At 38.2% G+C, this 23325-nt stretch carries 31 protein-coding genes and 1 tRNA gene; 6 read left to right on the top strand and 26 right to left on the bottom strand.

Features of this window, described 5'->3' with window-relative positions; translation table 11 throughout:
* Positions 1-185: 185 nt before the first annotated feature.
* The 13 genes from ACH0QE_RS05065 to ACH0QE_RS05005 form a co-directional block, all read right to left on the bottom strand.
* Complete coding sequence (locus ACH0QE_RS05065) at positions 186-350, bottom strand: hypothetical protein (RefSeq protein ID WP_415799600.1); 165 nt, start codon at positions 348-350, stop codon at positions 186-188.
* Between the two features lie 88 nt (positions 351-438).
* Positions 439-1374 (bottom strand): hypothetical protein, encoded by a 936-nt coding sequence (locus ACH0QE_RS05060; RefSeq protein ID WP_415799599.1) that lies wholly within the window; start codon positions 1372-1374, stop codon positions 439-441.
* A gap of 452 nt (positions 1375-1826) precedes the next feature.
* The gene (locus tag ACH0QE_RS05055; RefSeq protein WP_415781696.1) at positions 1827-2696 is read right to left on the bottom strand and encodes an SU10 major capsid protein; all 870 of its coding nucleotides are present in this window, start codon (positions 2694-2696) and stop codon (positions 1827-1829) included.
* Positions 2697-2780: 84 nt separating this feature from the next.
* Entirely contained in the window at positions 2781-3209 is a 429-nt protein-coding gene (locus tag ACH0QE_RS05050; protein ID WP_415781697.1) for a hypothetical protein, read from the bottom strand.
* A 15-nt stretch (positions 3210-3224) separates the two neighbouring features.
* The gene (locus tag ACH0QE_RS05045; protein ID WP_415781698.1) at positions 3225-3500 is read right to left on the bottom strand and encodes a hypothetical protein; all 276 of its coding nucleotides are present in this window, start codon (positions 3498-3500) and stop codon (positions 3225-3227) included.
* A complete protein-coding gene (locus tag ACH0QE_RS05040; protein ID WP_415799597.1) occupies positions 3500-4753 on the bottom strand; it encodes a GLUG motif-containing protein in 1254 nt (417 codons plus the stop codon). The genes ACH0QE_RS05045 and ACH0QE_RS05040 overlap by 1 nt, the downstream gene beginning before the upstream one ends.
* Positions 4754-4759: 6 nt before the next feature.
* Positions 4760-5113: a hypothetical protein gene (locus ACH0QE_RS05035; protein WP_415799595.1), complete on the bottom strand. Its 354-nt coding sequence runs from the start codon at positions 5111-5113 to the stop codon at positions 4760-4762.
* Complete coding sequence (locus ACH0QE_RS05030) at positions 5113-5337, bottom strand: BhlA/UviB family holin-like peptide (RefSeq protein ID WP_415799594.1); 225 nt, start codon at positions 5335-5337, stop codon at positions 5113-5115. Before ACH0QE_RS05030 ends, ACH0QE_RS05035 begins: the two co-directional genes overlap by 1 nt.
* Before the next feature lie 1896 nt (positions 5338-7233).
* On the bottom strand, positions 7234-7434 hold the full coding sequence (locus ACH0QE_RS05025; protein ID WP_415799593.1) for a hypothetical protein: 201 nt from the start codon (positions 7432-7434) through the stop codon (positions 7234-7236).
* Positions 7424-7552 carry an anti-repressor SinI family protein gene (locus ACH0QE_RS05020; protein ID WP_415799592.1) on the bottom strand — a complete coding sequence of 43 codons (129 nt, stop codon included), beginning with the start codon at positions 7550-7552 and terminating at the stop codon, positions 7424-7426. The genes ACH0QE_RS05025 and ACH0QE_RS05020 overlap by 11 nt, the downstream gene beginning before the upstream one ends.
* A 1-nt stretch (position 7553) precedes the next feature.
* Positions 7554-8471 (bottom strand): tyrosine-type recombinase/integrase, encoded by a 918-nt coding sequence (locus ACH0QE_RS05015; protein ID WP_415799591.1) that lies wholly within the window; start codon positions 8469-8471, stop codon positions 7554-7556.
* A 122-nt stretch (positions 8472-8593) separates the two neighbouring features.
* Positions 8594-8666, bottom strand: a tRNA-Val gene (locus tag ACH0QE_RS05010).
* Between the two features lie 85 nt (positions 8667-8751).
* The gene (locus tag ACH0QE_RS05005) at positions 8752-9369 is read right to left on the bottom strand and encodes an NUDIX hydrolase (protein WP_415799590.1); all 618 of its coding nucleotides are present in this window, start codon (positions 9367-9369) and stop codon (positions 8752-8754) included.
* A 129-nt stretch (positions 9370-9498) separates the two neighbouring features.
* On the opposite strand from ACH0QE_RS05005, the gene ACH0QE_RS05000 reads away from it, so the two are divergent.
* Positions 9499-9720: a hypothetical protein gene (locus ACH0QE_RS05000; RefSeq protein ID WP_415799589.1), complete on the top strand. Its 222-nt coding sequence runs from the start codon at positions 9499-9501 to the stop codon at positions 9718-9720.
* Positions 9721-9758: 38 nt separating this feature from the next.
* Here the strand turns inward: ACH0QE_RS05000 and ACH0QE_RS04995 are convergent, their stop codons facing one another.
* The 3 genes from ACH0QE_RS04995 to ACH0QE_RS04985 all read right to left on the bottom strand — a co-directional run bounded on the left by ACH0QE_RS04995 (position 9759) and on the right by ACH0QE_RS04985 (position 13424).
* The gene (locus ACH0QE_RS04995; protein ID WP_415799601.1) at positions 9759-11699 is read right to left on the bottom strand and encodes a TRAP transporter permease; all 1941 of its coding nucleotides are present in this window, start codon (positions 11697-11699) and stop codon (positions 9759-9761) included.
* Positions 11700-11703: 4 nt separating this feature from the next.
* A complete protein-coding gene (locus ACH0QE_RS04990; RefSeq protein ID WP_415799588.1) occupies positions 11704-12237 on the bottom strand; it encodes a DUF1850 domain-containing protein in 534 nt (177 codons plus the stop codon).
* Positions 12238-12428: 191 nt separating this feature from the next.
* Positions 12429-13424 carry a TAXI family TRAP transporter solute-binding subunit gene (locus ACH0QE_RS04985; RefSeq protein ID WP_415799587.1) on the bottom strand — a complete coding sequence of 332 codons (996 nt, stop codon included), beginning with the start codon at positions 13422-13424 and terminating at the stop codon, positions 12429-12431.
* Positions 13425-13626: 202 nt separating this feature from the next.
* Here ACH0QE_RS04985 and ACH0QE_RS04980 point away from each other — a divergent pair, with 202 nt between their 5' ends.
* From ACH0QE_RS04980 to ACH0QE_RS04970, 3 genes are all read left to right on the top strand, one after another.
* Positions 13627-14352: an alpha/beta hydrolase gene (locus ACH0QE_RS04980; RefSeq protein ID WP_415799586.1), complete on the top strand. Its 726-nt coding sequence runs from the start codon at positions 13627-13629 to the stop codon at positions 14350-14352.
* Between the two features lie 115 nt (positions 14353-14467).
* Positions 14468-14977: a YjcG family protein gene (locus ACH0QE_RS04975; RefSeq protein WP_415799584.1), complete on the top strand. Its 510-nt coding sequence runs from the start codon at positions 14468-14470 to the stop codon at positions 14975-14977.
* A 6-nt stretch (positions 14978-14983) separates the two neighbouring features.
* Positions 14984-15409: a GNAT family N-acetyltransferase gene (locus tag ACH0QE_RS04970; protein WP_415799583.1), complete on the top strand. Its 426-nt coding sequence runs from the start codon at positions 14984-14986 to the stop codon at positions 15407-15409.
* Positions 15410-15477: 68 nt separating this feature from the next.
* Here ACH0QE_RS04970 and ACH0QE_RS04965 read toward each other — a convergent pair whose 3' ends face one another.
* The gene (locus ACH0QE_RS04965; protein WP_415799582.1) at positions 15478-15810 is read right to left on the bottom strand and encodes a hypothetical protein; all 333 of its coding nucleotides are present in this window, start codon (positions 15808-15810) and stop codon (positions 15478-15480) included.
* 220 nt (positions 15811-16030) lie between these two features.
* Here ACH0QE_RS04965 and ACH0QE_RS04960 point away from each other — a divergent pair, with 220 nt between their 5' ends.
* Positions 16031-18349, top strand: coding sequence for an ATP-dependent helicase (locus ACH0QE_RS04960; protein ID WP_415799580.1), 2319 nt, complete (start codon positions 16031-16033; stop codon positions 18347-18349).
* Between the two features lie 28 nt (positions 18350-18377).
* Here the strand turns inward: ACH0QE_RS04960 and ACH0QE_RS04955 are convergent, their stop codons facing one another.
* From ACH0QE_RS04955 to ACH0QE_RS04915, 9 genes are all read right to left on the bottom strand, one after another.
* A complete protein-coding gene (locus ACH0QE_RS04955; protein ID WP_023615234.1) occupies positions 18378-18632 on the bottom strand; it encodes a stage VI sporulation protein F in 255 nt (84 codons plus the stop codon).
* A 136-nt stretch (positions 18633-18768) separates the two neighbouring features.
* Positions 18769-18894: a YjcZ family sporulation protein gene (locus ACH0QE_RS04950; RefSeq protein WP_102261904.1), complete on the bottom strand. Its 126-nt coding sequence runs from the start codon at positions 18892-18894 to the stop codon at positions 18769-18771.
* A gap of 94 nt (positions 18895-18988) precedes the next feature.
* Complete coding sequence (locus ACH0QE_RS04945; protein ID WP_415799578.1) at positions 18989-19705, bottom strand: DUF421 domain-containing protein; 717 nt, start codon at positions 19703-19705, stop codon at positions 18989-18991.
* A gap of 24 nt (positions 19706-19729) precedes the next feature.
* The gene (gene spoVAE / locus ACH0QE_RS04940) at positions 19730-20086 is read right to left on the bottom strand and encodes a stage V sporulation protein AE (protein ID WP_214911541.1); all 357 of its coding nucleotides are present in this window, start codon (positions 20084-20086) and stop codon (positions 19730-19732) included.
* Positions 20087-20101: 15 nt separating this feature from the next.
* Positions 20102-21115 carry a stage V sporulation protein AD gene (gene spoVAD / locus ACH0QE_RS04935; RefSeq protein ID WP_415799577.1) on the bottom strand — a complete coding sequence of 338 codons (1014 nt, stop codon included), beginning with the start codon at positions 21113-21115 and terminating at the stop codon, positions 20102-20104.
* Positions 21116-21595 (bottom strand): stage V sporulation protein AC, encoded by a 480-nt coding sequence (gene spoVAC, locus ACH0QE_RS04930; protein WP_102261900.1) that lies wholly within the window; start codon positions 21593-21595, stop codon positions 21116-21118.
* 15 nt (positions 21596-21610) lie between these two features.
* Positions 21611-22099 carry a YhcN/YlaJ family sporulation lipoprotein gene (locus ACH0QE_RS04925; RefSeq protein ID WP_415799576.1) on the bottom strand — a complete coding sequence of 163 codons (489 nt, stop codon included), beginning with the start codon at positions 22097-22099 and terminating at the stop codon, positions 21611-21613.
* 262 nt (positions 22100-22361) lie between these two features.
* Positions 22362-22484 (bottom strand): hypothetical protein, encoded by a 123-nt coding sequence (locus tag ACH0QE_RS04920; RefSeq protein WP_267892354.1) that lies wholly within the window; start codon positions 22482-22484, stop codon positions 22362-22364.
* Between the two features lie 88 nt (positions 22485-22572).
* Positions 22573-22917: a DUF1360 domain-containing protein gene (locus ACH0QE_RS04915; RefSeq protein ID WP_415799575.1), complete on the bottom strand. Its 345-nt coding sequence runs from the start codon at positions 22915-22917 to the stop codon at positions 22573-22575.
* A 204-nt stretch (positions 22918-23121) separates the two neighbouring features.
* Between ACH0QE_RS04915 and ACH0QE_RS04910 the strand changes: the two genes are divergently transcribed.
* Positions 23122-23325: CotY/CotZ family spore coat protein (locus tag ACH0QE_RS04910; protein ID WP_415799574.1), on the top strand; the 204-nt coding region annotated here is incomplete at its 3' end.

Here is a 23325-nt window from a genome sequence, read left to right as displayed (position 1 = left end):
GTTAAATAAAGATAAGAGTAGGAAAATGCTAGTTGTTGAGAATTATCAATATTTGACCTTAATTCTTCAAACAATTCATTTGGCATGTGAATGATTTCTTTCTCGTAAAATGCAACTGTTCTCTCAATTTCTTCGTATTTCATATTGTTACCTCCGAATTTTTATTAGAATTTTTATAGAGTTTCTTATCTTGCTTTGTATTCGTCTAGTGCCTTTTGCAACGTTTCATCTATTGGATATAAGGAGAAAACTTTTTTTGTTTTCAAATCCTGTGCAACTGTAATAAACTTAATCCCTTTATTCTGCAGATAATCCGATACTGACTTGTTGTAGCAGAAAAAATATTTCATGATTTTATCCTCCCTTGGGAAATATATGAAGTTGTGATAGTTCCGTCAACGAAAAAAAGAAAAAAGAGGAACATTTTTTTGCTCCTCTTTAAGCCAATTTTTCTAATGTAGTTAGTTCAACTTTATTTCGATATGTATAAGCAAGTGATAAGATATTTTTCTTATCAAGTGTATTAAGATTGATTTCATGTAATTCTTTTGACTGACTATGTAATTCTCTTGCCAATTTAAATTGACCTTGTGGAATAATAATAGGAAAACCTAAATTCTTTTCAATGAATGGAATATCAAGTAAATTCCCATCACGAAACCATTTACCAGTAACTGCACTCTTTTTCCACGGTCTTTCATTGACAATATAACCTTGCTTATTGATCTCAATTTTAGAATCAAGACCTATTTTTCTCATGAAGTCATACATTTCATTTATTGAGTATTTGTCTAATAGGTCAATCATCCAAGTCAAACCTAAATCTTCAAGGTATTGGTTATGTATTGCCTTGTATTGATTTGAATAATGTCCTTTAAAAGCAACATCAATACATGCTAAAATAAGCCCTCCTTCAATTGTAGGGGGCTGTTTACCTTCCATATAGTAGGCATACATTTGTAATACTGTACTGCCAGCATATTTTTGATTATAGGTACTAAGATTAATTCCATTGAAAGTATTTATATTTGCCATTTGACTATTGCCAATTTCGGCAGCGTTGGATAAATTTACGTGATTATCAAAGCACCGGAAACCTTCTTGAATCAATGACATATCAATACCAACAAATTTCTTACCTAAATCCCTATCATCTGAATAGTAAAGATTCTTGAAGTTGTAAAATCCTCCAATCTCCACTCCTGAAACATGTGAATACAAGGAAGCTCCAATTAGTGAATCGTTATCGTCACCTAGACAACTTTCAAATTTATCCTTATTTGGATCAACTACAAAATCTAAACTATCAAATTTGCTTTTCAATTCTTGCTTCATACTTTCAGTGAAAGAGAAAATTCTCCCACTATCCTTCAAATGGTAAAGCCCTCATGACAACAATTGTTAGTCGTCAATAACCATCAAATCAGCAATCAATTGCCGAAATGACTTCCTCCTTTTAATCCTCATAAATAAATTTCGGATACGTATCCGATTATGATTAAAAGAAGGAAGTGGTTATGACGAATCTTTTGTAAAACCTCTTGTCACTTCTTCACCTCCACCTTCTGATTAATTGTTTGAATTATTTATTGTCTATGTATTCTCTGTATCTATTTATCTTTTCTTTGGACATTCCACAATTGCCAGTTTCATATCTGGAAATCAGTGATTGACTGCAATTTAAATAAACTGCTAATTCGTTATGTGATATTTTCTTTTGTCTGCGTTTTAGAAAATACTCATCCTTTATATTCATCCTCTTTTCTCCCTGAATAAATAAAGAGGATACTCAAAATGAGTACCCTCTCGAAATATGTATTAAGTTATTAAGCAACAGTTACTACTGCAATACCTTTCTTTGATCCTGCTTTAAGAGTCGCTTCTGCAATTACTTGACCTTTTACAGAATCACCTGTTTTAGCAAGTGGCTCAAAGTGAGCATCACGAAGGTAAGCAATATCAACATAAGAGTCATTGAATACAACCATCTTGTCAGCAGGAACATGTTTAGAAAGTACGATATTCAAAGTGCCATAGTTTGTATTGATAGATTCAACTACCAATCCAAAGTTAGTAGTTACATGATTGTAACCGTATTTATCCTTGTAGATTGCGTCAATTTGCTCTTTAATGTCAGCATTAACGAAAGCATACACATTTCCTTCTGCTAAATCTTGGTTCCAAAGTTTACGCATTACGTCTTTAACAGTTTCTTCTGTCACAGCACCAGTAGCAGATACAGCATTTGAAGCGTCTGCCATTTCAATTAGACCTGACAATTGACGCTTATAAGGAGCAACAGAACCGTCTGCCTTTAGACCGTTGATGAATTTCTTCTCCATGTTAATTTTAAGTTCTAATAGACGGTCATTAATTTCTTCTGCAAATTGAGTAGATTTCATGGCTAAACTTGTCCCAGAAATACTAGCACCTTTTTTGAAAATTTCTAATACGTTGGATAATTCTGCTCTTGCAGATTCAAAGAATACAGTAGTATCTTCACCTTCAACTGCTGAAATATCTTCAGTATTATCAAGAGTTTTTTCTCTCCATGAATAAACAGTAGAGAGTGCCTTTTCGATATTACCTTTTGCCATAAGCATAGAAGTTAATGGTGTTGCTTGTACTCCGATAATTGCAATTTCCTTAGCGAGTGATACCTGTTCCATGTTAGTAAAGTTATTAGATTTAAACATAAAATAAATTCTCCTTTAGCGTTGGTCGCTACCCAATATTTTAATCAATATAAAAAGCACCCTGACAATTTGCCAAAGTGCTAGTTACCCAAATAATTTAGATAATTTTGCTGAAAGCATACCGCTAACATCTTTCTTCTGTTCTGCCACACTGTAAGCGTCTGATTTACCATGGTCAGCAGGTACATATCCCATTGACACTTTGATTTCATTAAGTAAACCTTGAAACTTTTCAATTTGTGGCTGCAAGTCCTCAATCTTTTCTACATTGAAAAATTCAGCAAACTTATCAAGTCCTGCTGTTTTCAATTCAAATGATACTTCCTTCTGAAATAATTCTTGTTGCTTAGTGTGAATTGCTTTTTCTTCATCTGTTAATTCTTTAGGTTTAAACTGTAATAGTTCATCCCTTTCACTTTGGATAGGATTTAACACCTCTGATTCCCATTGTGACTTTGCTGTTGCTAATTGCTCATTTAACTGCTCTTGCGTAAAACTAATTTCTTCTGACATACTTTTCCCTCCTGATTAAATAAATTTGACTTCTACCTTTCCTCTGCTAAGGATAGGTTTGTTACTATAACTGCCGACAAACTCGAAAATAAATTCGTTCAATTCATCGGCAGGCACATAGTCATAAAAATAGAGACCTGTTCCTTCTTTGGCGGTCTCATCTAAAAGTATTTGTTCAATTTGTGTTTTATCAGTTTTGTAAATAGTCAACTTAATATCTGTTGGATCAACTGACTGACCTGTAAAAGTTTTGAAATGGACTTTTAACCTAACTGTATCCCCTTGATACATTATTTCCTCACCTCCACATGTGAAGGATTGATAATCATGGCTGAATGGCTCTGATTATTGTTTATTATTGATTCTGACGTGTTTACAACCTTCTGAATACTAGACATACCCTCATTGATAGACACGCTAGAATCGTTAAATAAGACGCTTAAATAAGCGGTTATTTGTTTGTTAGCAATTGGATAGATTACATTTACATTACTGTGTATTGGCTGAATATAAGAAAGTAATTCATTTACCTTTTTTGATTCTCTATTTATAAATGATTCTATTGGTTGGATATGAGTATCAACTTTTGCAATCGTGTTTTTTACTGTCCTAGCGTTCCTTGTGGCTGTCGTTTCAATATTCGATAGATAGCCCTCTACAACTCGTATCGTTGCAGTATGACGTTCAGAAGCGGTAATAAATTGATTTAAATAAGTATGTATTTCTCTTGTTTCTTTTTTGACAGATACAACAGGCAGACCAAATACTTGTAAGTACGGATAGTCGCCATTAATTCCCCATGTGCTTGCAAAATCCCAATCTGTAAAAGTCGATTGAGTTTTCATTTCAGCAGTAGTTTTACTTATCCCACCTGCCGAAATAATTTGACCGCTTGTTTGAGAATCATAATAGGAGTTAGTTACCGCACTTGAACCTGAATGAGAACCTATCAATCCACCATTATATAAATTAGGGTCAGGTGTTACAGTTACTAATCCTGTTGAGTAACATTTATTTACGATAGCATTAACAGATACACCATTCCCTAAAAGCCCACCTACTCGACCAGTACCAGTAACATTTGCCATAGAGAAACTATTTTCAATTATTCCATCTGAAAATCCAACTAAACCACCAACACCATACTGACCATTAATTTGACCTGTGGAATAACAATTTTGGATATTTCCTTTTGATAAATAACCAACAATAGCCCCTACATAGTTATAGGTATTGCTATTTATATTACAATTTTCAATTCCTAAGTTTTTTATGGTTACTGTTGCATAGTTGATATATCCAAATAATCCAACATATACGGAAGATTCATTGATAGATAAATTCAGTATTTTAAAACCATTACCATCAAATGAACCTTTAAAAAATGTGGTTGTACTTTTTCCAATTGAAGTAAAATTCCCCCAACTAGACATATCAATGTCATTTACTAATTGGTAATGTGCGGTTAGGTTATTTCTGACTGCATTAAGGTCAGAAGGAGTAGATACTAAATAAGGATTACTCGCTGTTCCTGCACCTATCATTTATCATCACACTACTTTCGGCACTTCAATTGAATGAATCACCGTCAATTCGTCTTGATCTCCCTCAATTGTAAATGGTGTAAATGATTCAACTGATAATGGATTTCCGCCTGTTGTAACATTATAGATTACTGATTTAGCAAATGTTTTAGGAGCGGTAATATCAGCGTCAGAACCTTTAATGATAACTTGTAATTTTAATGTCTGTTCTCCTGCAAGATGTGTCCAAGTTACTCTACTATCAGAAGGGGATAATCTTACAATTGCAACTCCTGTATCATCTTGTAACTCGATATATTTCCAATTGGATTGAATATAATTCCGTAAATCTGAATATGCACTTGCTGTAATCTCTGCCATTATTTAACCTCCTTCAAATTCTGAATTTGTGTTTCTAATCGTTCTAATGATTGAACAATTCTATCCTGTGCTTCGTTTTGTTTCTCAATTTGTACTGTCAGTTTATCTTCCCTTACTTTTGCTTCTTTGCGTGTGTCAAAAAGTAACCAAACGAAAAGTAAAGCAAAGATTCCCTGTTGTGCAAATTGATCCAACGGTATTGTAGTTAAATCCAATGTCAACACCTCCCTTAATAATTGTTGCGATTTAATAATAAATATGAGAAAAAATTTTTAAAGCCATAAAAAATAGGAGTAGCCAAATAAATGACTACTCGCAGAAAGTGGAAGTCAAAAAGTGATTTTGACTTTGGAGGATTATAAATAATGCACTTGATACGAAGGGAATACCCTTCATTCAAACGGAAACTCAAGTTTCCATCTCAATGAAATGTATTTCTCTATCATAGTAACAGAATTACTAAAAACCCCTTTATCACTTGCAGGAGTAGGGCTTAATGGCATTTTCTATTTCAAACATGGCTATTTTTGCGTTTTAAGTAGTTTTCTTATCATAGTAACAGAAAAACTAAAACACGCTGTATCCCTTGTGGGAGTAAGTGTCAAGTGGTTTTTCATTTTGGTAAAGTTAATTATTTATTTCTCTATCATAGTAACAAGAAAACTAAAAATTGTTGTAACCCTTGGGAGAGTAAGGACTATGCGTTGTTTCTAACGGTGGTTATGTATTTATTTTTATTTCTTTATACCTCTTCCCTAAAAGGCGATTATCTCCCTTCCAATAGTCGATTTTCATAACGTTGTAGTATCAAGGGTTGAAGGGCTGTTTGAGTGAACATTTTTGCTGTTTTTTGATGTTCTATTTTCCTAACATTTACTTCTTCCCTTATAGACGATTATCTCACCCTTTGAAAATGTAGTAATATCAACAGACATAGCAATTACATGTGAAACTCACCGTTACACATCTTCCCTTATAGACGATTATCTCTAATTGCTTAAACGTGCGATTAACCTATATTTTTCAATGGGTGGGGTGTTCACTTTCGCTACTCATTATGTTTATTTTCGTCATGTGGTATCCACCCTGAGAAATAAAGGTCTAAAATTCTACTTGAATAATTCATTTTGCCACTGCTATCCAACTCTGAGAAATACCAAATCATTGTCGTTTTTTATTTTGTCCATCTTTATCCACTCTGAGAAATAAATGTATAAATTCGGACAAAAAGTTATCTGGAATTTATTTTGTCTATGTGTATCCGACTCTGATAAATACCATCCTATTTGCTTACATTTTATTTTGTCGATTCTCTATTCTGATAAATACCTCAAAAGGTCTTAATCCTGTTATACCTATCCTGATAAATAAGCCCTAATTGTCTACGTATACCTATGCTGATAAAAACCACTCTATTTCGTAACTACACTCTCTCCATAAGTACAAAAAGTACTTTTTGCTTATGAATCCAGTAATGGTAATTGATCTAGCATTTTTCTAAAACTTCACACTCCATCCATAAGTACAAATCGGCAAGAGTTTTGTCAAAGTTATATAGGATAAGGGTTTCAGCGTTTTTCTAAACTTCTAGCATTTCCTCCATAAGTACAATTTTTAAAACAAATTCAAAAAGTCAGTAATGACAATGGTTTCAAAGGATTTCTAATTGGTAAAGTCCTGTCCATGTTTTTCTTCCATAAGTACAAATTTATGTTTTTGCTTTAAACGCAACAAAGAGAATGGATACGAGATTTTTCTATTTCAAACATTCTTCATAAGTACAAAAATTTCATTTTGCTAATTGAAACAGTGATGACAATTGATCCAGTGTTTTTAAACTTCGAACATTATTCTTCTACCATAAGTACAATTTTACAAAAATGCTTACAAATTCAGTCATATCAAAGGTTCTAGCATTTTTCTATTTTCTCGCTTATGTTTTTTCTTCCTTTAGGGTTTATCCAACAAAAATAGCTACAAACGTTGATATATCAATGTTTATTAGTGTATTTACATTTACAAATATTAAAAGAATGTTGCTATATCAACGTTTATTGCGTCTGATTTTTCTCGCCATTTTTATAACGCAAAATAAAAAACAGGGATTGCTCCCTGCTTAATCAATAGACACTATCTGTTGGAAATAATTCTTTGATACTACCAGTGAAGAAGTCATAGAACACAGCCATTTCTCCACCTTCCATGTCGAGGATACGTTTACCATAAGGCAAAACACTAAAGTCCTCTATCACGATTGCTGATAAGTCAAAATGATTCTTGATCCATTCCATTACTTTTGATTCATATTGATTATTTGTCATGAGTATTTTTCTCCTTTTGATTAATTTGGATGAATTTTTGTATTTCCTCAATTGTCAGTCCTAGTTGTTTGGCTTGTTGGATAAGTTGCAACCACTCTTGATCCAATTTATTGTTCATATTAAACCTCTAAATTGTTTAAAGGATTAAATTTGTCATTCTGTTCTCTTAGGTCATTTCCCCACATTGCCGCATACTTTTCCGTTACAGCAATACTTGAATGACGCATTAAACGTTGGACTGCAAAGGTACTCATTCCTGCATGAATGCAACGCTGACAAAATGAGTGGCGGAACGTGTGAGCCGATAATCGAACATCTTTAAAATTCATTATTTTTGATAACCGCTTAAAAATGTTCTTTACTGCGTCAGGAGTTAAAGGTTCACTATTACGATTAGTAAAGATATTTTCATGAAGATTTTCTTTGCCGAAAAATTGTTCACAATATGTTTTGTATGCTGATAATTCCTTGACTACTTTTTCAGTTACTGGCATAGTTTCACGTTTTCGATTTTTTCCAAAGACGGATAGAGTATGATTCTGAAAATCAACATCTGTCCATTTTAGTGATGTCATTTCAGACAATCTGATACCTGTACCAATTAAAATAACGATAATTGAATGATCCCGATAGGCATAGAATGCTTTCTCACGTTGTTTTATTCGTCTGTAATAGTTGAGCATTTGCTTAATGTGATAATCAGTGAAAACGTCAATTTTAATATCCTCTTTTGCCTTTTGAATCTTCTTGGCAGGATTATTAGTTATGACCTCACATTCAATCATGTAATTAAAGAATGCTCTAATTCGTTGGAGTTTGGAATTGGTAGTTGTAGCGTTATTTCCTTTTTTCTGATAATGAAGTATAAATTTTTTAATGTGGTTTGGAGTTACATCTTCAACATTTACGACTTCATTTTCTGTTAGGAAGTCATGAAGTTGACCAATCATTAATTTGTAACTCTCTAAGGTGTTAGGTGTAACATTTTTAAACTCTCTGTCATCTAAAAAATCTTGAACAGCAAACTTTAACAACACAAAAAGCCACCTCACAATTTTTTTAGTGAAGTGGCTTCAAGGTGTCGTAACAGATTTAGCAACGACCATAACATTTTCATGTTAGTATAAAGTTGGATAAACTCTTGATACGACAGCGTTTATGATTCCTACTGGGTTCGAACCAGCGACCTCTACCCTGTCAAGGTAGCGCTCTCCCAGCTGAGCTAAGGAATCGTATTAGCGTGTCCCATGTGATGAGGACATTTACTAATATATACTGGATTGATAGAATTGTCAATAATGTTTTGTATAAAAATCCTTATAAATTCTTTATTGCCTTAAGTACACTTTCAATATATGTATCTTCATGTGGGACAAAATCATTTTTGGACACAAGCATGCTATGTGGTTTCTTTTCATTATCCCCGTTCGACAGGAAGCCTTCTACTTTTATTTCCTGAACCTTGCCAAACCATAATTTTTCAAATGCAGTCATGCTTGCCATCATGATGCCCGAAACCTCTTCTAATTGCAACCAATAATTATCGAAAGGTTGATGTTGTTCATACAAAAACACATGGCATAATTCATTATCGATAAATTCAGGACTGTTCAATGAATCCTTGATCATCCCTAACGAATGCAAATCCTCTAATGCCAGGTCAATCCCAAGCTCCTCTTCCACTTCTCTTAAACCATCCACAGGCCTTTCATCAGCAAGAAGATGCCCTGCTGCCGTAATATCCAGCAGATTAGGATAATCTTTCTTAACTGAACTGCGGACTTGGAAGAAAAGAAATTCTTCATTGTCTATCCGCTCGGTAAACCAGCAATGAAAGGTTTCATGCCAATGACCTGCTTTATGAACTTCCGACCTCGTAGCAATTCCAATGCAATTTCCCTGCTGATCAAACACTTTAAGCAATTCATTTTCCATGATTACACCTCCTACTAAATAGTACCATATATTCCTGTGAAAATTTTACGAACTAACGTTCTTAAAAAGATTGAATAAAGAACAAATGTTCGTGTATAATATAAATAGAAATTAAAGGAGTGAGAGCGCATGAATGGCCTTCTTGAAAAATCATTTCAGGAAAACCTTACTGTCGAGATGATTTATCTTGCAGCTAATAACCAAATTACCCATCGCAGGATTATCGTAAAAGAAATGCATGATCGTTATTTTAAAGCTTACTGTTTTCTCAGAAAGGCAGATCGCTTGTTTAAAAAGGAAAACATACTTTCTGTTATGCCCGAAAGACGCAAACTGCTGAAATCAAGTTAAAAAAAGAAGCCCTGTAAAAGGACTCCTTTCTCCATTCATTAATTTGCTGGCTTTGGTTTCACTGAATCTTTATCTTTAATAATTATCTGAAGTGCAACAAGTAGTACAAAAAGACCCAGACCGATTATATCCGACATTCCTTCTGGATAAATCAGCATAATACCGCCTACGATTCCCAGCACTCTTTCCCACCATTGCAATTTCCTTAACCAGTAACCAATGACCCCTGCTCCAATCGCCAACATACCAGATATGGCAGAGAAGACCACCCAAATTAATTCTGTCCAGGTTGTATCGATCATCAAAAGTTCAGGAGATAACACGAACATATAAGGTATGATAAAAGCCGCTATCGCCAGCTTGGCCGAATTCACACCGGTACGCAGCGGTTCTCCACCGGAAACTCCTGCCGCTGCAAATGCTGCAAGAGCAACTGGAGGAGTGATATCGGCAATAATGCCAAAATAAAACACAAATAAATGAGCTGATAAATCCGGTACACCAAGTAAAATAATGGCCGGTGCAGCAATAGTTGAAGTGATAACATAGTTAGCCGTGGTTGGCGAACCCATGCCTAAAACGATTGCTGCAACCATAGTCAGCATTAAAGTAGGAATTAAGTAACCACCAGAAAGATCGAGCAAGCCATTTGCTAGCTTCAATCCAAGACCAGTCTTAGTAACTACCCCAACAATGATACCTGCAGCAGCTGTAGCTGCCGCAACTCCCAGTGCAGTCCGTGCTCCATCGACAAGTGCATCGATTGCATCTTTGAAACCAATTCTCGTCTCTTTGCTGAAAGCACTGACGACAATTGTAGATAGAATCGACCACAAAGCAGCACGCATGATACTCATACCACTTACCATCAATATAATAACGATCAGGATTGGCAATAGAAGATAAATCTTTTTAAGTACTTCTTTTCTGTCAGGCATTTCTTCATCAGATAAACCTCGCAGACCGATCCTTTTCGCTTCAAAATGAGTCATAATCCATATACCAGAGAAATATAACAACGCTGGGATTGTAGCTGCCTTGGCAATTTCCCAGTAAGTAATTCCGCCACCGATGAATTCAACCATCAGGAATGCTGCCGCTCCCATGATTGGAGGCATTAGCTGTCCACCTGTTGATGCCGCCGCTTCTACAGCACCGGCGAATTCTTTGCGGTAGCCAAGCTTTTTCATCATCGGAATCGTAAATGAACCCGATGTCACAACGTTAGCCACTGAGCTTCCACTGATTGTTCCTTGAAGGGCACTGGAAAAAATCGCAACCTTTGCTGGTCCTCCAGTACTTTTTCCTGCAACGGCAACAGCGAGATCATTGAAATATTGACCAACACCCGTCTTTACCAGGAATGCACCGAACAATAAGAATAGGAAGATGAATGTTGATGAAACACCCAAAGGAGTTCCAAGAATACCCTCAGTAGTAAAGAACATAGTCTGGACGAGAGATTCCAGGTCTAGACCCCTGTGCGCCAAAAATCCCGGCATATACGGTCCATAAAGGGCATAGGCCATGAATATTGCTGCAATAATCATAATCGGTAAGCCAACCGTCCTTCGTGTCGCCTCTAACACCAATAGGATCGCCGCAATACCAATGTAGAAATCCAGTGGTGTCAATCGGCCGACACGGTTAACGAGTTCATCAATCATAACTGGCCAATAAACTCCAACAGCTATAGCAATCACAGCCAATAGCAGGTCGTACCATGCCACCTTTTTCACCTTAAGATTCTTCTTCCTTGCCGGAAACAGCAAGAAAATAAGAGCGAGAGCGAATCCCAAGTGGATCGAACGCTGGAGTTGGGCAGTCAGGACACCAAATATGGAAGTGTATAGCTGGAATACTGAGAAAGCCAGAAGGCCGAAGAAAACAATCCATCCCATCTTACCTGCCAATTTTCTAGTTGCAGCCTCAGGATCATATTTTTCCAGAAGCTCTTGTTGTTTTTCTTGAGATACCATTTCTTCATTTGTCGTCAAGGATATTCACTCCTTCCAATTGCTTCAATAAACTAATTTCCTCAATCTTTATCCGCACCCTTGTCCCTGGTTCAATTGCTTTGGACAACGGGTACGTTATGTCTTCATAAATCAGGGTGTGGTTTGCCCGAACCTGGCCAAGCCTCAAATCGAAATGCGAAAATTCCCTGTTCATATTTGTAATATAGTACTTGCCATCCTTCATTTCAAAGTTCTCTCCATCCGCAATTTCAGATGGCATACCGATAGCAAAATCCTCATACTCCAGTTCGTATTGCCTGATTTTAAGGCTTTCGGTAACTTTGTAGCTTTCAATTACATCTGACAGATGGATCGAATGCTTGTACTTTATTTTAAAGGCTTCCCCTGTATTAATTGGTATATAGCAGAGTATATCATTACTTTCAGGTGCTTGAAAAACTAGAGCTTGTTTGTAAGGGATATTGATTGAGATAATTGCTAAAAAAATAATGAGGGTTAACAGAACGAAGATTTTTGATTTAATCCAGTTTATATTCATATCATTAGCCTCGCCTGTCCAATGTCTCCGATGGAGTACTTTCTTTATAACAGTAAAAAATAGACCGGTTGGAAGTTCGGTCTATCCTGCCTGGGTTCTCACCCATGTAGTGGTCATCTTCTACTTTTTTTGAAAAAGATGAGTTGACCGGGCAATGTCCTTAAGGACACTGTCCGGCCAATTTCTTACTATTACTGAGCTGCTTTAATACCTTTTTCATCATAGTATTTCTGTGCACCAGCGTGAACTTCGATACCAACGCCGTTAAGTGCATTTTCAGGCTTGATTTGCTTAGCTTTGGCGTGTGTTACCTGATCAAGATTCTCAAAGATTGACTTTGTAATGTCATAGACAAGGTCTTCAGACAGGTCTGATTTTACAACAAGCATCGCAAGAACTGCCACTGTCGGCACATCTGAATCCAGTTTGTATGTTCCAGAAGGTACTGCTTCTTTTGCATAATACGGATACTTTTCGATAAGTTCTTCAGCTTTGTCAGCTTCAATAGGTACGATAACAACTTTTTCTGTTGCGGAAAGCTCTTCAACAGCAGCTGTAGGTGTTCCAGCTGTTACGAATGCTGCATCGATATTGCCATCTTTGATACCGTTTACTGATTCATCAAAGCTCAAGTCCTGCTTTTCAATATCATCCAGTGAAAGACCGTAAACTTCAAGGATTTGTTCAGCATTCGCTGCTGTACCAGAACCTGGTGCACCGATTGAGACCTTTTTGCCTTTAAGGTCTTCTACTGATTTGATTCCTGATTTTTCTGTTGTAACGATTTGGATTGTTTCAGGATACAATGTTCCGATTGCTTTGATATTATCAATTTTGTTTCCATCGAACATTAGCTTTCCTTCTGTTGCGTAGGAAGCGATGTCAGTTTGTGTGAAGGCGATTTCACCTTTTCCATCTTTAATGCTCTGCATATTTTCTGCAGAAGCACCTGTTGTTTCAGCATTTGTGCTAACCCCAGTTGCGTCAGAGACGATCTTGGCAAATGATCCGCCCAACGGGAAGTATGTACCACCCGTACCACCAGTAAGGATGCTCATGTATTTTGGCTTTTCTTCTGATTTTCCTTCTCCGCCGCCCTCTTCTTCAGAGCCGCCGCCACATGCCGAAAGCACCATAGAAAGTACTAGCATTAGCGTTGTGAATAAAAGAAACTTTCTTTTTTTCATCAGAAATCCCCCTTATAGAAATAGAATTGTTCAACATAATCTTAACATAAGACTTCACACAATTGTCAATCATGTTACTTACTATCTACCTTTCTTGCCCGATACACATAGATTGCCATAAAAGATTTTTCAAAATACATATGCTAAAATCGTGATATCGGTTAAAGAATAATATTGCAATTCATGATTTGGAGGTAAATTAATGGATTTTCCAATGGGCAAAATAGAAGAAATCACACTTCAAAGCAAGGCACTTGGAGAAGAAGTGACCATGCTGGTATACTTGCCTGCCAACTATTCTCCCTTATATAAATATTCATTACTTATTGCACAGGATGGCCGGGATTATTTCCAGCTTGGCCGAATCGGAAGGATTGCAGACGAGCTCCTTGGCAAAAAGGAAATTGAAAACGTCATCATAGTAGGAATACCATATGAGTCTGTCGAGGATAGGCGGCGAAAGTACCACCCAAAAGGGGAGCAGCACCAAGCCTATATCCGTTTTCTGGCGCATGAGCTTGTTCCATATTTAGATGAACAGTATCCTACCTACCAAATGGGCATGGGCCGCGCATTGATTGGTGATTCACTCGCAGCTACAGTTTCTTTGCTTGCCGCGCTCCAGTATCCGCACACATTTGGAAAAGTGCTTCTTCAGTCACCTTATGTAAACGAGGATGTATTCAAGACCGTAAAGGACTTCCGCCAGCCAGAATTGCTCCACATCTACCATACTGTGGGGGATCAAGAAACAGAAGTAAAAACAAGCTCTTCCAAAAACAAAGACTTCCTGACACCAAACAGGGAGCTCTCGAAAATTTTCAAGGAAAGAAGCTTTGGCTATTTTTACGATGAGTTCAGCGGTGATCATACATGGACTTATTGGCAGCCAGACCTCAAAAGGGCAATAAGTAAAGTGTTTTCCTAATATATGCTTCTTTATATTATATATTTAGAAAATTTGTTATAATGAATGGTAAATCATAATATAGGTTTGCAGTACATCGATATGCACCAAACTAATGAAACGGGGGGTATCTCAGATGAAATTCGGTATTGTCATATTTCCATCGAAAAAAATCCAGGATTTTGCAAATTCAATGAGAAGGCGTTATGATCCGCACTATGCGTTAATCCCGCCTCACGTAACTTTAAAGTCACCCTTTGAAGCAACGGAGGAAGAAATCAAGGAAATCGCCAATAAACTCGATTCAATCGCCAGGAATTTCAGACCAGTCAACATCAAGATCACTAAGATTGGTTCCTTTAAGCCCGTTAACAATGTAATCTACTTGAAGGTTGAATCACCTGAAGACTTGGAAAAGCTTCATAATGAGCTTAATGCAACATTTGACGGAAATCAGGAGTATAACTTTGTACCACATATAACTATCGGACAGAAAATGTCTGACGATGAACATTCCGATGTATATGGTTCATTGAGGATGACAAAAGTGCAATTTGAGGATACCGCCGACAGAATCCACCTATTGTACCAGTTGGATAATGGATCGTGGACGGTATATGAAACATTCAGGCTTGGAAAGGAATAAACTAACGTGGAAGTAAAAATTGTAAACAACAATCAAGAACTAGCAGACGCATTCGAAGTACGCAAAACTGTATTCATTCATGAACAAAATGTTCCAGAAGAAGAAGAAATTGATCAATTTGAATCCGAATCTGTCCATTTTGTATTATATGACGATAACCAAAAAGCGGCCGGTGCTGGGAGATTCCGTATACTGGACGGAATTGGCAAGGTAGAACGGATTTGCGTTTTAAACGAGAACCGAAAAACCGGAGCAGGTGTAGCGGTCATGAATAAAATCGAGGAATATGCCAAGTCACAAGGTATATCAACCTTGAAATTGAACGCACAGACTCATGCTATCCCCTTTTACAGCAAGCTAGGATATGAAACGGTATCAGAAGAATTCATGGATGCGGGTATCCCACATAAAACGATGAAAAAATCTATTTAAATTTACTGAAACTCCATTCTTATATGAGTGGAGTTTTTTTTGAATAACAAAAAACACTACAGCTGAGTTTAAATTGACTCGCTGTAGTGCCTTCCTTTTCCCGTTAATTCAGCATATGCCTGGCTGACTATTGAAGGATTTACCTTCTTCTTATAAACCCGATCCGTATTAGAGAAGCTTATATCAGAGGCAGCTAGCTGCATTCGTGCCACAGGCTGCTGGTCCCTCCGCTTTTGCATGGGCCCTACTGCTTGCTCTCGCTGTTCCTGTCCTTGTTCTACAGGATCTTCTTTTCGGATCCTAGCAATTTTATTAATTTGGAAAGGATCATAATCTATCCCTATTTCACGCTCAGCATATTGTATATATTGATAATTTGTCACTGGAAGAATGTATCCCATTTTGGTATCCCCCAAGTTTAATTTTTTCTCACTATATTCTTCTTATCCTTTTCCCTGTTTATGACCGTACTAAACTGCTAATGAAAAAATTTCTTCCAGCTTCCGCCTTAGATATAATGTATTCACAAAGTGTTAATGAATGCCTAAAACACCTTTTGTTAAAAATCTTATTCTGCTATGATAGAGATTGTGCTATTTTTGGTCGGAGATGAGGGAAAACATGAAAACAGCCAAGTATAATCAACAGATAATAAGCCTTGATCGATATAATCGTGAGGATTATCAAAAGCTTTTTGATGACGGAAAAAAAGGGATGCTTACTTGTTCTGTATGCGGAGGCCCTGTCCGTCTTTACCTCGGCATAAAGAACAAGCCCCATTTCTACCATCACCTTTCCGCAAAAGAAGATTGCCCTGAACAAAATGAAAACTCTTCATCAGTCCAACCTTCCGAGGAAACAGAATATATCGAACGAAATGGCTTCCGCATCCCGAAGGCCCGCTCCATCACGGCTGAAGCAGAAAAAGAGGAAGGATTCATACTCCCACGGGAAGTGAAGATCCCTTCACCTTTTAATCCGCTCCCACCTGCTAAGCCAGGGGTTAAGTTGAATTATTTAAAACAACTTAAAGAAGCTGGAATCCATTTTGATGGCAACCAGGAAAATGCAGTTGTTTCTACAGAGGGGCCATTATTGATTTTAGCAGGTGCGGGGAGTGGAAAGACAAGAGTGCTAACAGCGAGAACCGCCTTCATGATTGAAGAGAAGAATATTAATCCAAGTACTATCATGCTTGTTACCTTCACAGCCAAGGCTGCCGCTGAAATGAAGAAAAGGATTGCCCTCTACCCGGGAATGTCCCCCGCTAAGGTCAACCAGCTGATCGCCGGCACCTTCCATAGCATCTTCTACCGTATCCTTTGTTTTCATGACCGTGAAAATTGGTCATCGGACAAGCTGATGAAAAAAGAATGGCAGCGAGAACAGATATTAAAGGAGGCTGGCCGAAAGCTCCAGCTCGATGAAAAAGAGTTTGCCTATGACCTGGCACTCCAGCAAATCGGTTTATGGAAAAACACGATGATCATGCCACACGACGTTAAGCCAGAATCTCCGTGGGAAGAAAAGGTGGCTTTGCTGTATAAAGACTATGAAGCTGCTAAAGACAGACAAAAATTATTCGATTTTGATGACATGCTTCTCGGCTGTTATAAGCTTTTTAAGGAAAAGCCCGAAATACTGGAAAACTATCAAAATCGTTTTCACTATTTTTTAATAGACGAATTCCAGGATATTAATAAAGTACAATACGAACTCATGAAAATGCTCTCTGACAAGCATGAAAATGTTTGCGCTGTTGGCGATGACGACCAGTCAATTTATTCATTCCGAGGCAGTGATCCTGCGTACCTGTTCAAGTTTAAGACAGATTTCAAAAATACTAATTTAATCATTTTAAACCAGAATTACCGCTCGCCGCATGAGATTGTTGAGACAGCCAACACTTTAATTTCAGCCAATCTCACTCGCCATGAAAAAGAAATGCGGGCTCAATTTTCTGGTGAATGCCCGCCGGTAATGTTCCATCCTTATGATGAAGAAGAAGAAGCAACGATGATTCTTACTGATATAAAAGAACGGATCGAACAAGGTGAGCGCCCCGGTGATTTCGCCATCCTGTTCAGAACGAATGCATCGAGCCGTGCAGTATTCGAGAGGCTGGCGAATTCAAGCTTCCCTTTCCGTCTTGATCAGGATATTGAATCCTTTTACGAGCGTTTCATGGTAAAAGGAATGCTGTCATTTCTGCGGCTAAGCATGAATCCCGATGACTCAGAAGCAATCAAAAATATTCTTCCATCACTATTTTTAAAGCAGTCGATTTTCCGTGATTTACAGGCGAATAGCATCCTGAACGATTGTTCCATGCTTGAAGCTCTTACCTATGTAAAAACCGGCTTTGCCTTCCAGGAACAAAAGCTGAAAAGACTTATACCGATTGTACGCTCTCTGTCTTCTCTATCGCCAGTAGCGGCAATTGATATAGTCGAAAAGGACCTTGGATATCAGGACTTTATCAAAAAGCGCGGAAATGAAGGCAACCAGCTTGAAAAGGGATCGGACGACATCCGGGATTTAAAAGTGGCGGCACGCAACTTTAAAACCGTCGGAGAATTCATCGAGCATGCTGACCATATGACAGCCATGAACGCTGAAATTAAACGGAGCAGCAGGAATCTAACTGACGCCATCACATTAAGCACCATTCATCGAGCCAAGGGGCTAGAATATGGAAATGTCTATATAATTGGTACTGTTGACGGAAGCATCCCCCATGATTACGCTTTGGATGCCTATCGTAATGGAGACCTTCAGCCTCTTGAAGAAGAACGCCGTCTGCTTTATGTAGCAGTGACAAGGGCAGAAAAGAACTTATTCATTTCTGTTCCACATAGAAGACGTGGAAGAAAAGCTAATCCTTCCCGTTTTTTATCCAATATAAAAAGAAAAATGCCAAATCAGGACCTGGGGATATAAACTCAGGTCCTGATTTGGCATTCAAGAATTACTTCTTGTTAATCATTTTGGAAATTTGGCCAAAGTCAAGCTGCTTTCCATCCTTCACAATGGATTCTACAATCTTGTCTTCCATTTCTTTACTGACAGGCTTGTTAGCCATTTTTGAAACACGGCGGATTACGCCTCTTACAGTTTGCTCATCTTTAAAGTTCGCATTTTGTAATGAATTCGCTAACTCAAATACATCATTCATATTTACGCCAGTTTTTTTCTCTATATTCTTGAAGAAATTATTATCCATATAAATCACGCCTCCTTCTTTAACTACTCTATTGTATGAAGGAAGCAAAAAATGGTGAAAGAGAGAATGTAAAAATCAGCAATAGTCCAGGCAGAAAAAGCTGTCCCGAATTGGAACAGCTTCTCCTTCTTTACTCTTAGTTGTAGAAGCTTGCTCCTACAATAATCAACAAAATGAACAATACGACGATCAAAACGAAAGTGGAGCCGTAATAGCCGCCACCGCCGTAGCCGTAGCCGCCGCCACACCAACCGTAGCCCATTCTTCTTCACCTCACTTTTTATTACTCAATAGCAATATATGTGAGGCATAATGAATGTGTATGGGCGAGCCCCCATCCATTTAAAAATCATGGGTTAAATATGGTCAAAGTCTGGGAATTGGCAGGATATAAATTCATCATATAAATCAAGACTAAGGAGTCCTCTAGAATCCATTTCTGCATAGAAGACTTGATTTGGCTGATATCCTTTAGCCTGGATTTTTGAAATCAGTTCAACTTTATCCAGACCAGCCTGCCTTAAGTTTTCCTCGATAAATTGACCGTCCATCATAAGGGACACCGAAGTAGACTCTGCTCCAACTTTAATTCCAATATCTTCATACTTTAAAGGCTGTTTGGCTTTTTTCATTAAAACACTCAATTCTCCATTGGAATCAAGCGAAGCAAACTCAACATCGGCTACCTTAAATACACTTTTCTTGCGTAATTGTTCCAAGAGTTCATCTATACTGTATTTCTCTTTTCGCATGTTCTTTTCGAGAATATTACCATTTTCAATGAAGGTAGTTGATTTCCCCTCAACTATTTTGCGAAATGCTCTGCTTCTTAAGGATATCGTTGAAATTGCCAAAGGGACGAATGACCAGACGATAAGGCTGGCAATTCCATCCCTCAAGCTCAAATCAGGATCCATCGCTAATGTACCGGCAATGTCTCCTACAGTGATGCCTACGATATATTCAAAAAATGACAGACTTGATAACTGTTTTTTTCCAAGAAGCTTTGTAATGATAAATAAGCCTAAAATCAGCAAAATAGAGCGTATGATCGTGCTTAAAATATCCGGCATTAAATCATCCCTTGAAACACATAATCAACCTTTTGGCTTAAAGATAAGTGCGCCTATAAAGCCGAAGATTACAGCAGCCGAAATACCGGAACTCGTGATTTCAAACATGCCTGTCAGGACACCTACCAGCCCGTGCTGCTCTGCTTCCTGAAGCGCTCCGTGAACAAGCGAATTACCAAAGCTTGTAATTGGAATCGTAGCACCAGCTCCTGCAAAGTCAATTAATGGTTCATAAAGTCCAAAACCATCAAGGACAGCACCAATGACAACAAGCAAACTCATCGTGTGCCCTGGTGTCAATTTCGCAATATCAAACATCAACTGGCCGAACACACAGATCAGGCCTCCGACAACAAAAGCCCAAAAAAACATTGGCAGCAAAGTGATTCCTCCTTTCTAGTTCATTTCAATTGAGACAGCATGGGCAATACATGGAATGGTTTCTTTTTGCTGGAATGATAGCGGTGATAAGAGAGCTCCTGTAGCAACAACAAGTATTCTCTTATAGACACCATTTTTCATTTGGTTTAATAAATGGCCATATAACACGGAAGCCGAACATCCTGCTCCGCTGCCACCAGATTGGACCGGCTGGTCATCGTTATAAATCATCAAACCGCAATCCTGAAATTGTTCCTTCTTTATATCCAGTCCGGACTGCTGCAAAAGCTCGTATGTAGTAGCCTGCCCAATCCTTCCAAGATCACCTGTTACAACTAAATCATAGTAAGATGGATCACGATTCAAATCTTTAAAGTGGGCAATGATCGTATCTGCTGCAGCAGGCGCCATTGCTCCTCCCATATTAAAGGGATCCGAAATCCCCATATCCACCACTTTACCGATAGTGGCAGAGGTGGTGACGATTTTCCCCTGTTTATCTGAGTTGTCCGTTACAACCGCAACTCCTGCTCCAGTTACAGTCCACTGCGCTGTCGGTGGCTTTTGTCCGCCATATTCTGTCGGGTAGCGGAATTGTTTTTCCGCCGCCGAATTGTGGCTTGATGCGCCGGTTACAGTCTTCTTTGCTCCCTGGTAGTTCACAATAAATGATGCTAACGCAAGACCTTCCATAGAAGTAGAGCAAGCACCGAAGAGACCAAAATAGGGGATTTCCATCGTCCTTGCCGCAAAACTCGTCGGTGTTATCTGATTGATTAAATCGCCTGCCAGCATGAACTGCATGTCCTCTTTATTGAAGTTCCCTTTTTGCAAGGCAGATTTGATTGCCTCTTCAAGCAACACTCTATGTGCTTTTTCGTATGAGTCTTCACCCATCCACAAATCATCATGAAGGACATCAAAGTCAGCCGCGAGTTTTCCCTCAGCTTCAAAAGGACCGCCGGAGGTGCCCCATGATTCAATGACAGGCCGGTTCGCAAATTGCCATGACTGCTTGCCAATCAACATTTACAGCACCCCCATCATTATCAGCAAAGTTTTAACGAGTGCAACGACAAAGGCTGCAAAGACCCCAAATAAGATTACTGATCCTGCCAATTTGAACATATTTCCACCGACACCAAGAACAAAACCTTCAGTACGATGCTCAATCGCTGCAGCAATAACAGAATTCCCAAAGCCAGTCACCGGTACGGCACTACCCGCACCTGCGAATTGGCCGATATGGTCATAGACACCAAATCCTGTCAACAGCATGGAAAGGAAAATCATCGTAGCAACTGTCGGATTTCCAGCTGTTTGTTCGGTAAAATTGAAAAAGTATATATAAAAATAGGTTATTGCCTGGCCGATCGTACAGATCAAGCCGCCAACCAAAAATGCTTTAATGCAATTTTTAACCACTGGGCGTTTAAGTTCATGCTTTTGTTCAAGCTGTTGATATTGTTGCTGCTCAGGTGTCATCTTTTGCTTTTTTTTATCCCCCATTTCACCCATCCTTTCTTAAGTCAATTCTTTTTTCAACGAAATAATCCGCTGCAATTGTTCCTCTGCTTTTTTATCCGGAAAGGACGGATTTTTCATTCTCTCCCGAAGCTCGACCGCCTCAATAAAAATTTTATAATCACTAGAAACAATGAAATCTTCATCAGGATAATTCTTCTCCAGTTTCTTATTGATTTCTTTCTCGATTCGCTTCATGCCGAACCGCTTCAAATGCTTAACCTTGTATGCGACTAATACTTCTTTTTCACCTACAATGACCGCAACATCAAAAATCTCATCAAGTGAAGCGATATCTTTTTTCACCTTTTTAGCCAGTTTGATATCCTTCTCTTCAAGATCATTCGTCGCTCCTGGATCAGGATTGACTGACTGGATCATTGACGCCCTGCTATCTGGAGATGTTTTGCCAAAAGAACAGCCAGCAGTGCCAGCGCCAATCATCATGAATAGCGCTAAAATGCTTACAGCTTGTTTCATATTCATCATTAATCCCTTCCTATGCTTCATCAGATAAAATTATTTTCCACGTCCAAAACGCAATTTATGAATTTTTTATAGCAGGTTACACTTCCAGTTAATGTAAAATCGACCGTTATGCCTTCTTGGCAGCACATTTGCTTGGGTGAGTTTAATAAGACCTTTTTACAACCCTCCATTAATAAAGCTCTCTCTTATTGCTTCTTATAGCCTTCCCTATTTGACGTAATCTACAAAAAAACGCCTGCCAGAAGTTTGGCAGACGCTGCTTTTATGCTTGCTTTTTCTTTTTTCCACAACCACAGCCTCGTTTTTTTCGCACCCGGCGGGTTGAAGCATTACTTTTGGATACAGTAGAACCCTTGCTGCTTTTCGTGTTTTGCTTTTCCTCCATGAATACAACCCCTTCATTAAAGAGTCCATACGATAGTTTATGAACAAATCTTCAATGGGGTTCTGGACGGACTCACTAATTTAATATGTCAGTCTTTTATAAAATAATGCTGGATCACAGAAGCGATTCCCGCTATTGCCAGCACTGTGATGACCGGCATTGAAAGATGCGGTATCAATGCATAGCCAGCATATAGGAAAGAACTTGCCCAAATACCAGTGCACCACTGGCAGCTTAATAGCTCGCCTATCCAATATTTGAGTCCCTCTCCTTTTATTTCTATATAAGTTTCCGTACTCCCATCCTCCAATGTCTCCTCCACTATATCGTGGAATGGTGCTCGAAGGAATTCTGTGATTGTATCGTAAACAATCAGCCTGGTCAAACGAAAGCTCGCAAATACAAGAAGGCATAAATCCAGCCAATTCCCCATCCGCTACACCACCTGTGTTGAATCAAGTCAATACAGCTTATGCAGGGCAAATCCCTATGTATGGGCCCTTCGCCTGTCCGCTCCTGTCATCATTTTTTATGGGAAACCTGCTGAAAATTAGACAAACACCCACACCATTAGGAGGGCGATTCATATTCTATTAAGGACAATAGGTCATATCAACTAAAAGGAGATGAACTTGTTATGGGTTGCAAAGGTAAAAAACATGATGGCGACAGCTGTGTTTGCGAGGTTCTTAGAGCAGTAGCAGATGCTCAAGATGAAGTGGATGTAGACAATGATTGCGATGTCAGCTGCCACAAGTCTATCCAGGAATTACTTGCAGGCGCACAAACTCCAACGACGGATTTAGATACAATCCCACTAATTCTTTATTGCGGTGACTGT

Origin of the sequence: Mesobacillus sp. (genome assembly GCF_047739415.1) — a bacterium.
Classification (GTDB): domain Bacteria; phylum Bacillota; class Bacilli; order Bacillales; family Cytobacillaceae; genus Mesobacillus.
Note: the sequence above shows the minus strand (reverse complement) of the source record. Positions and strands in the feature narration are given on the sequence as shown.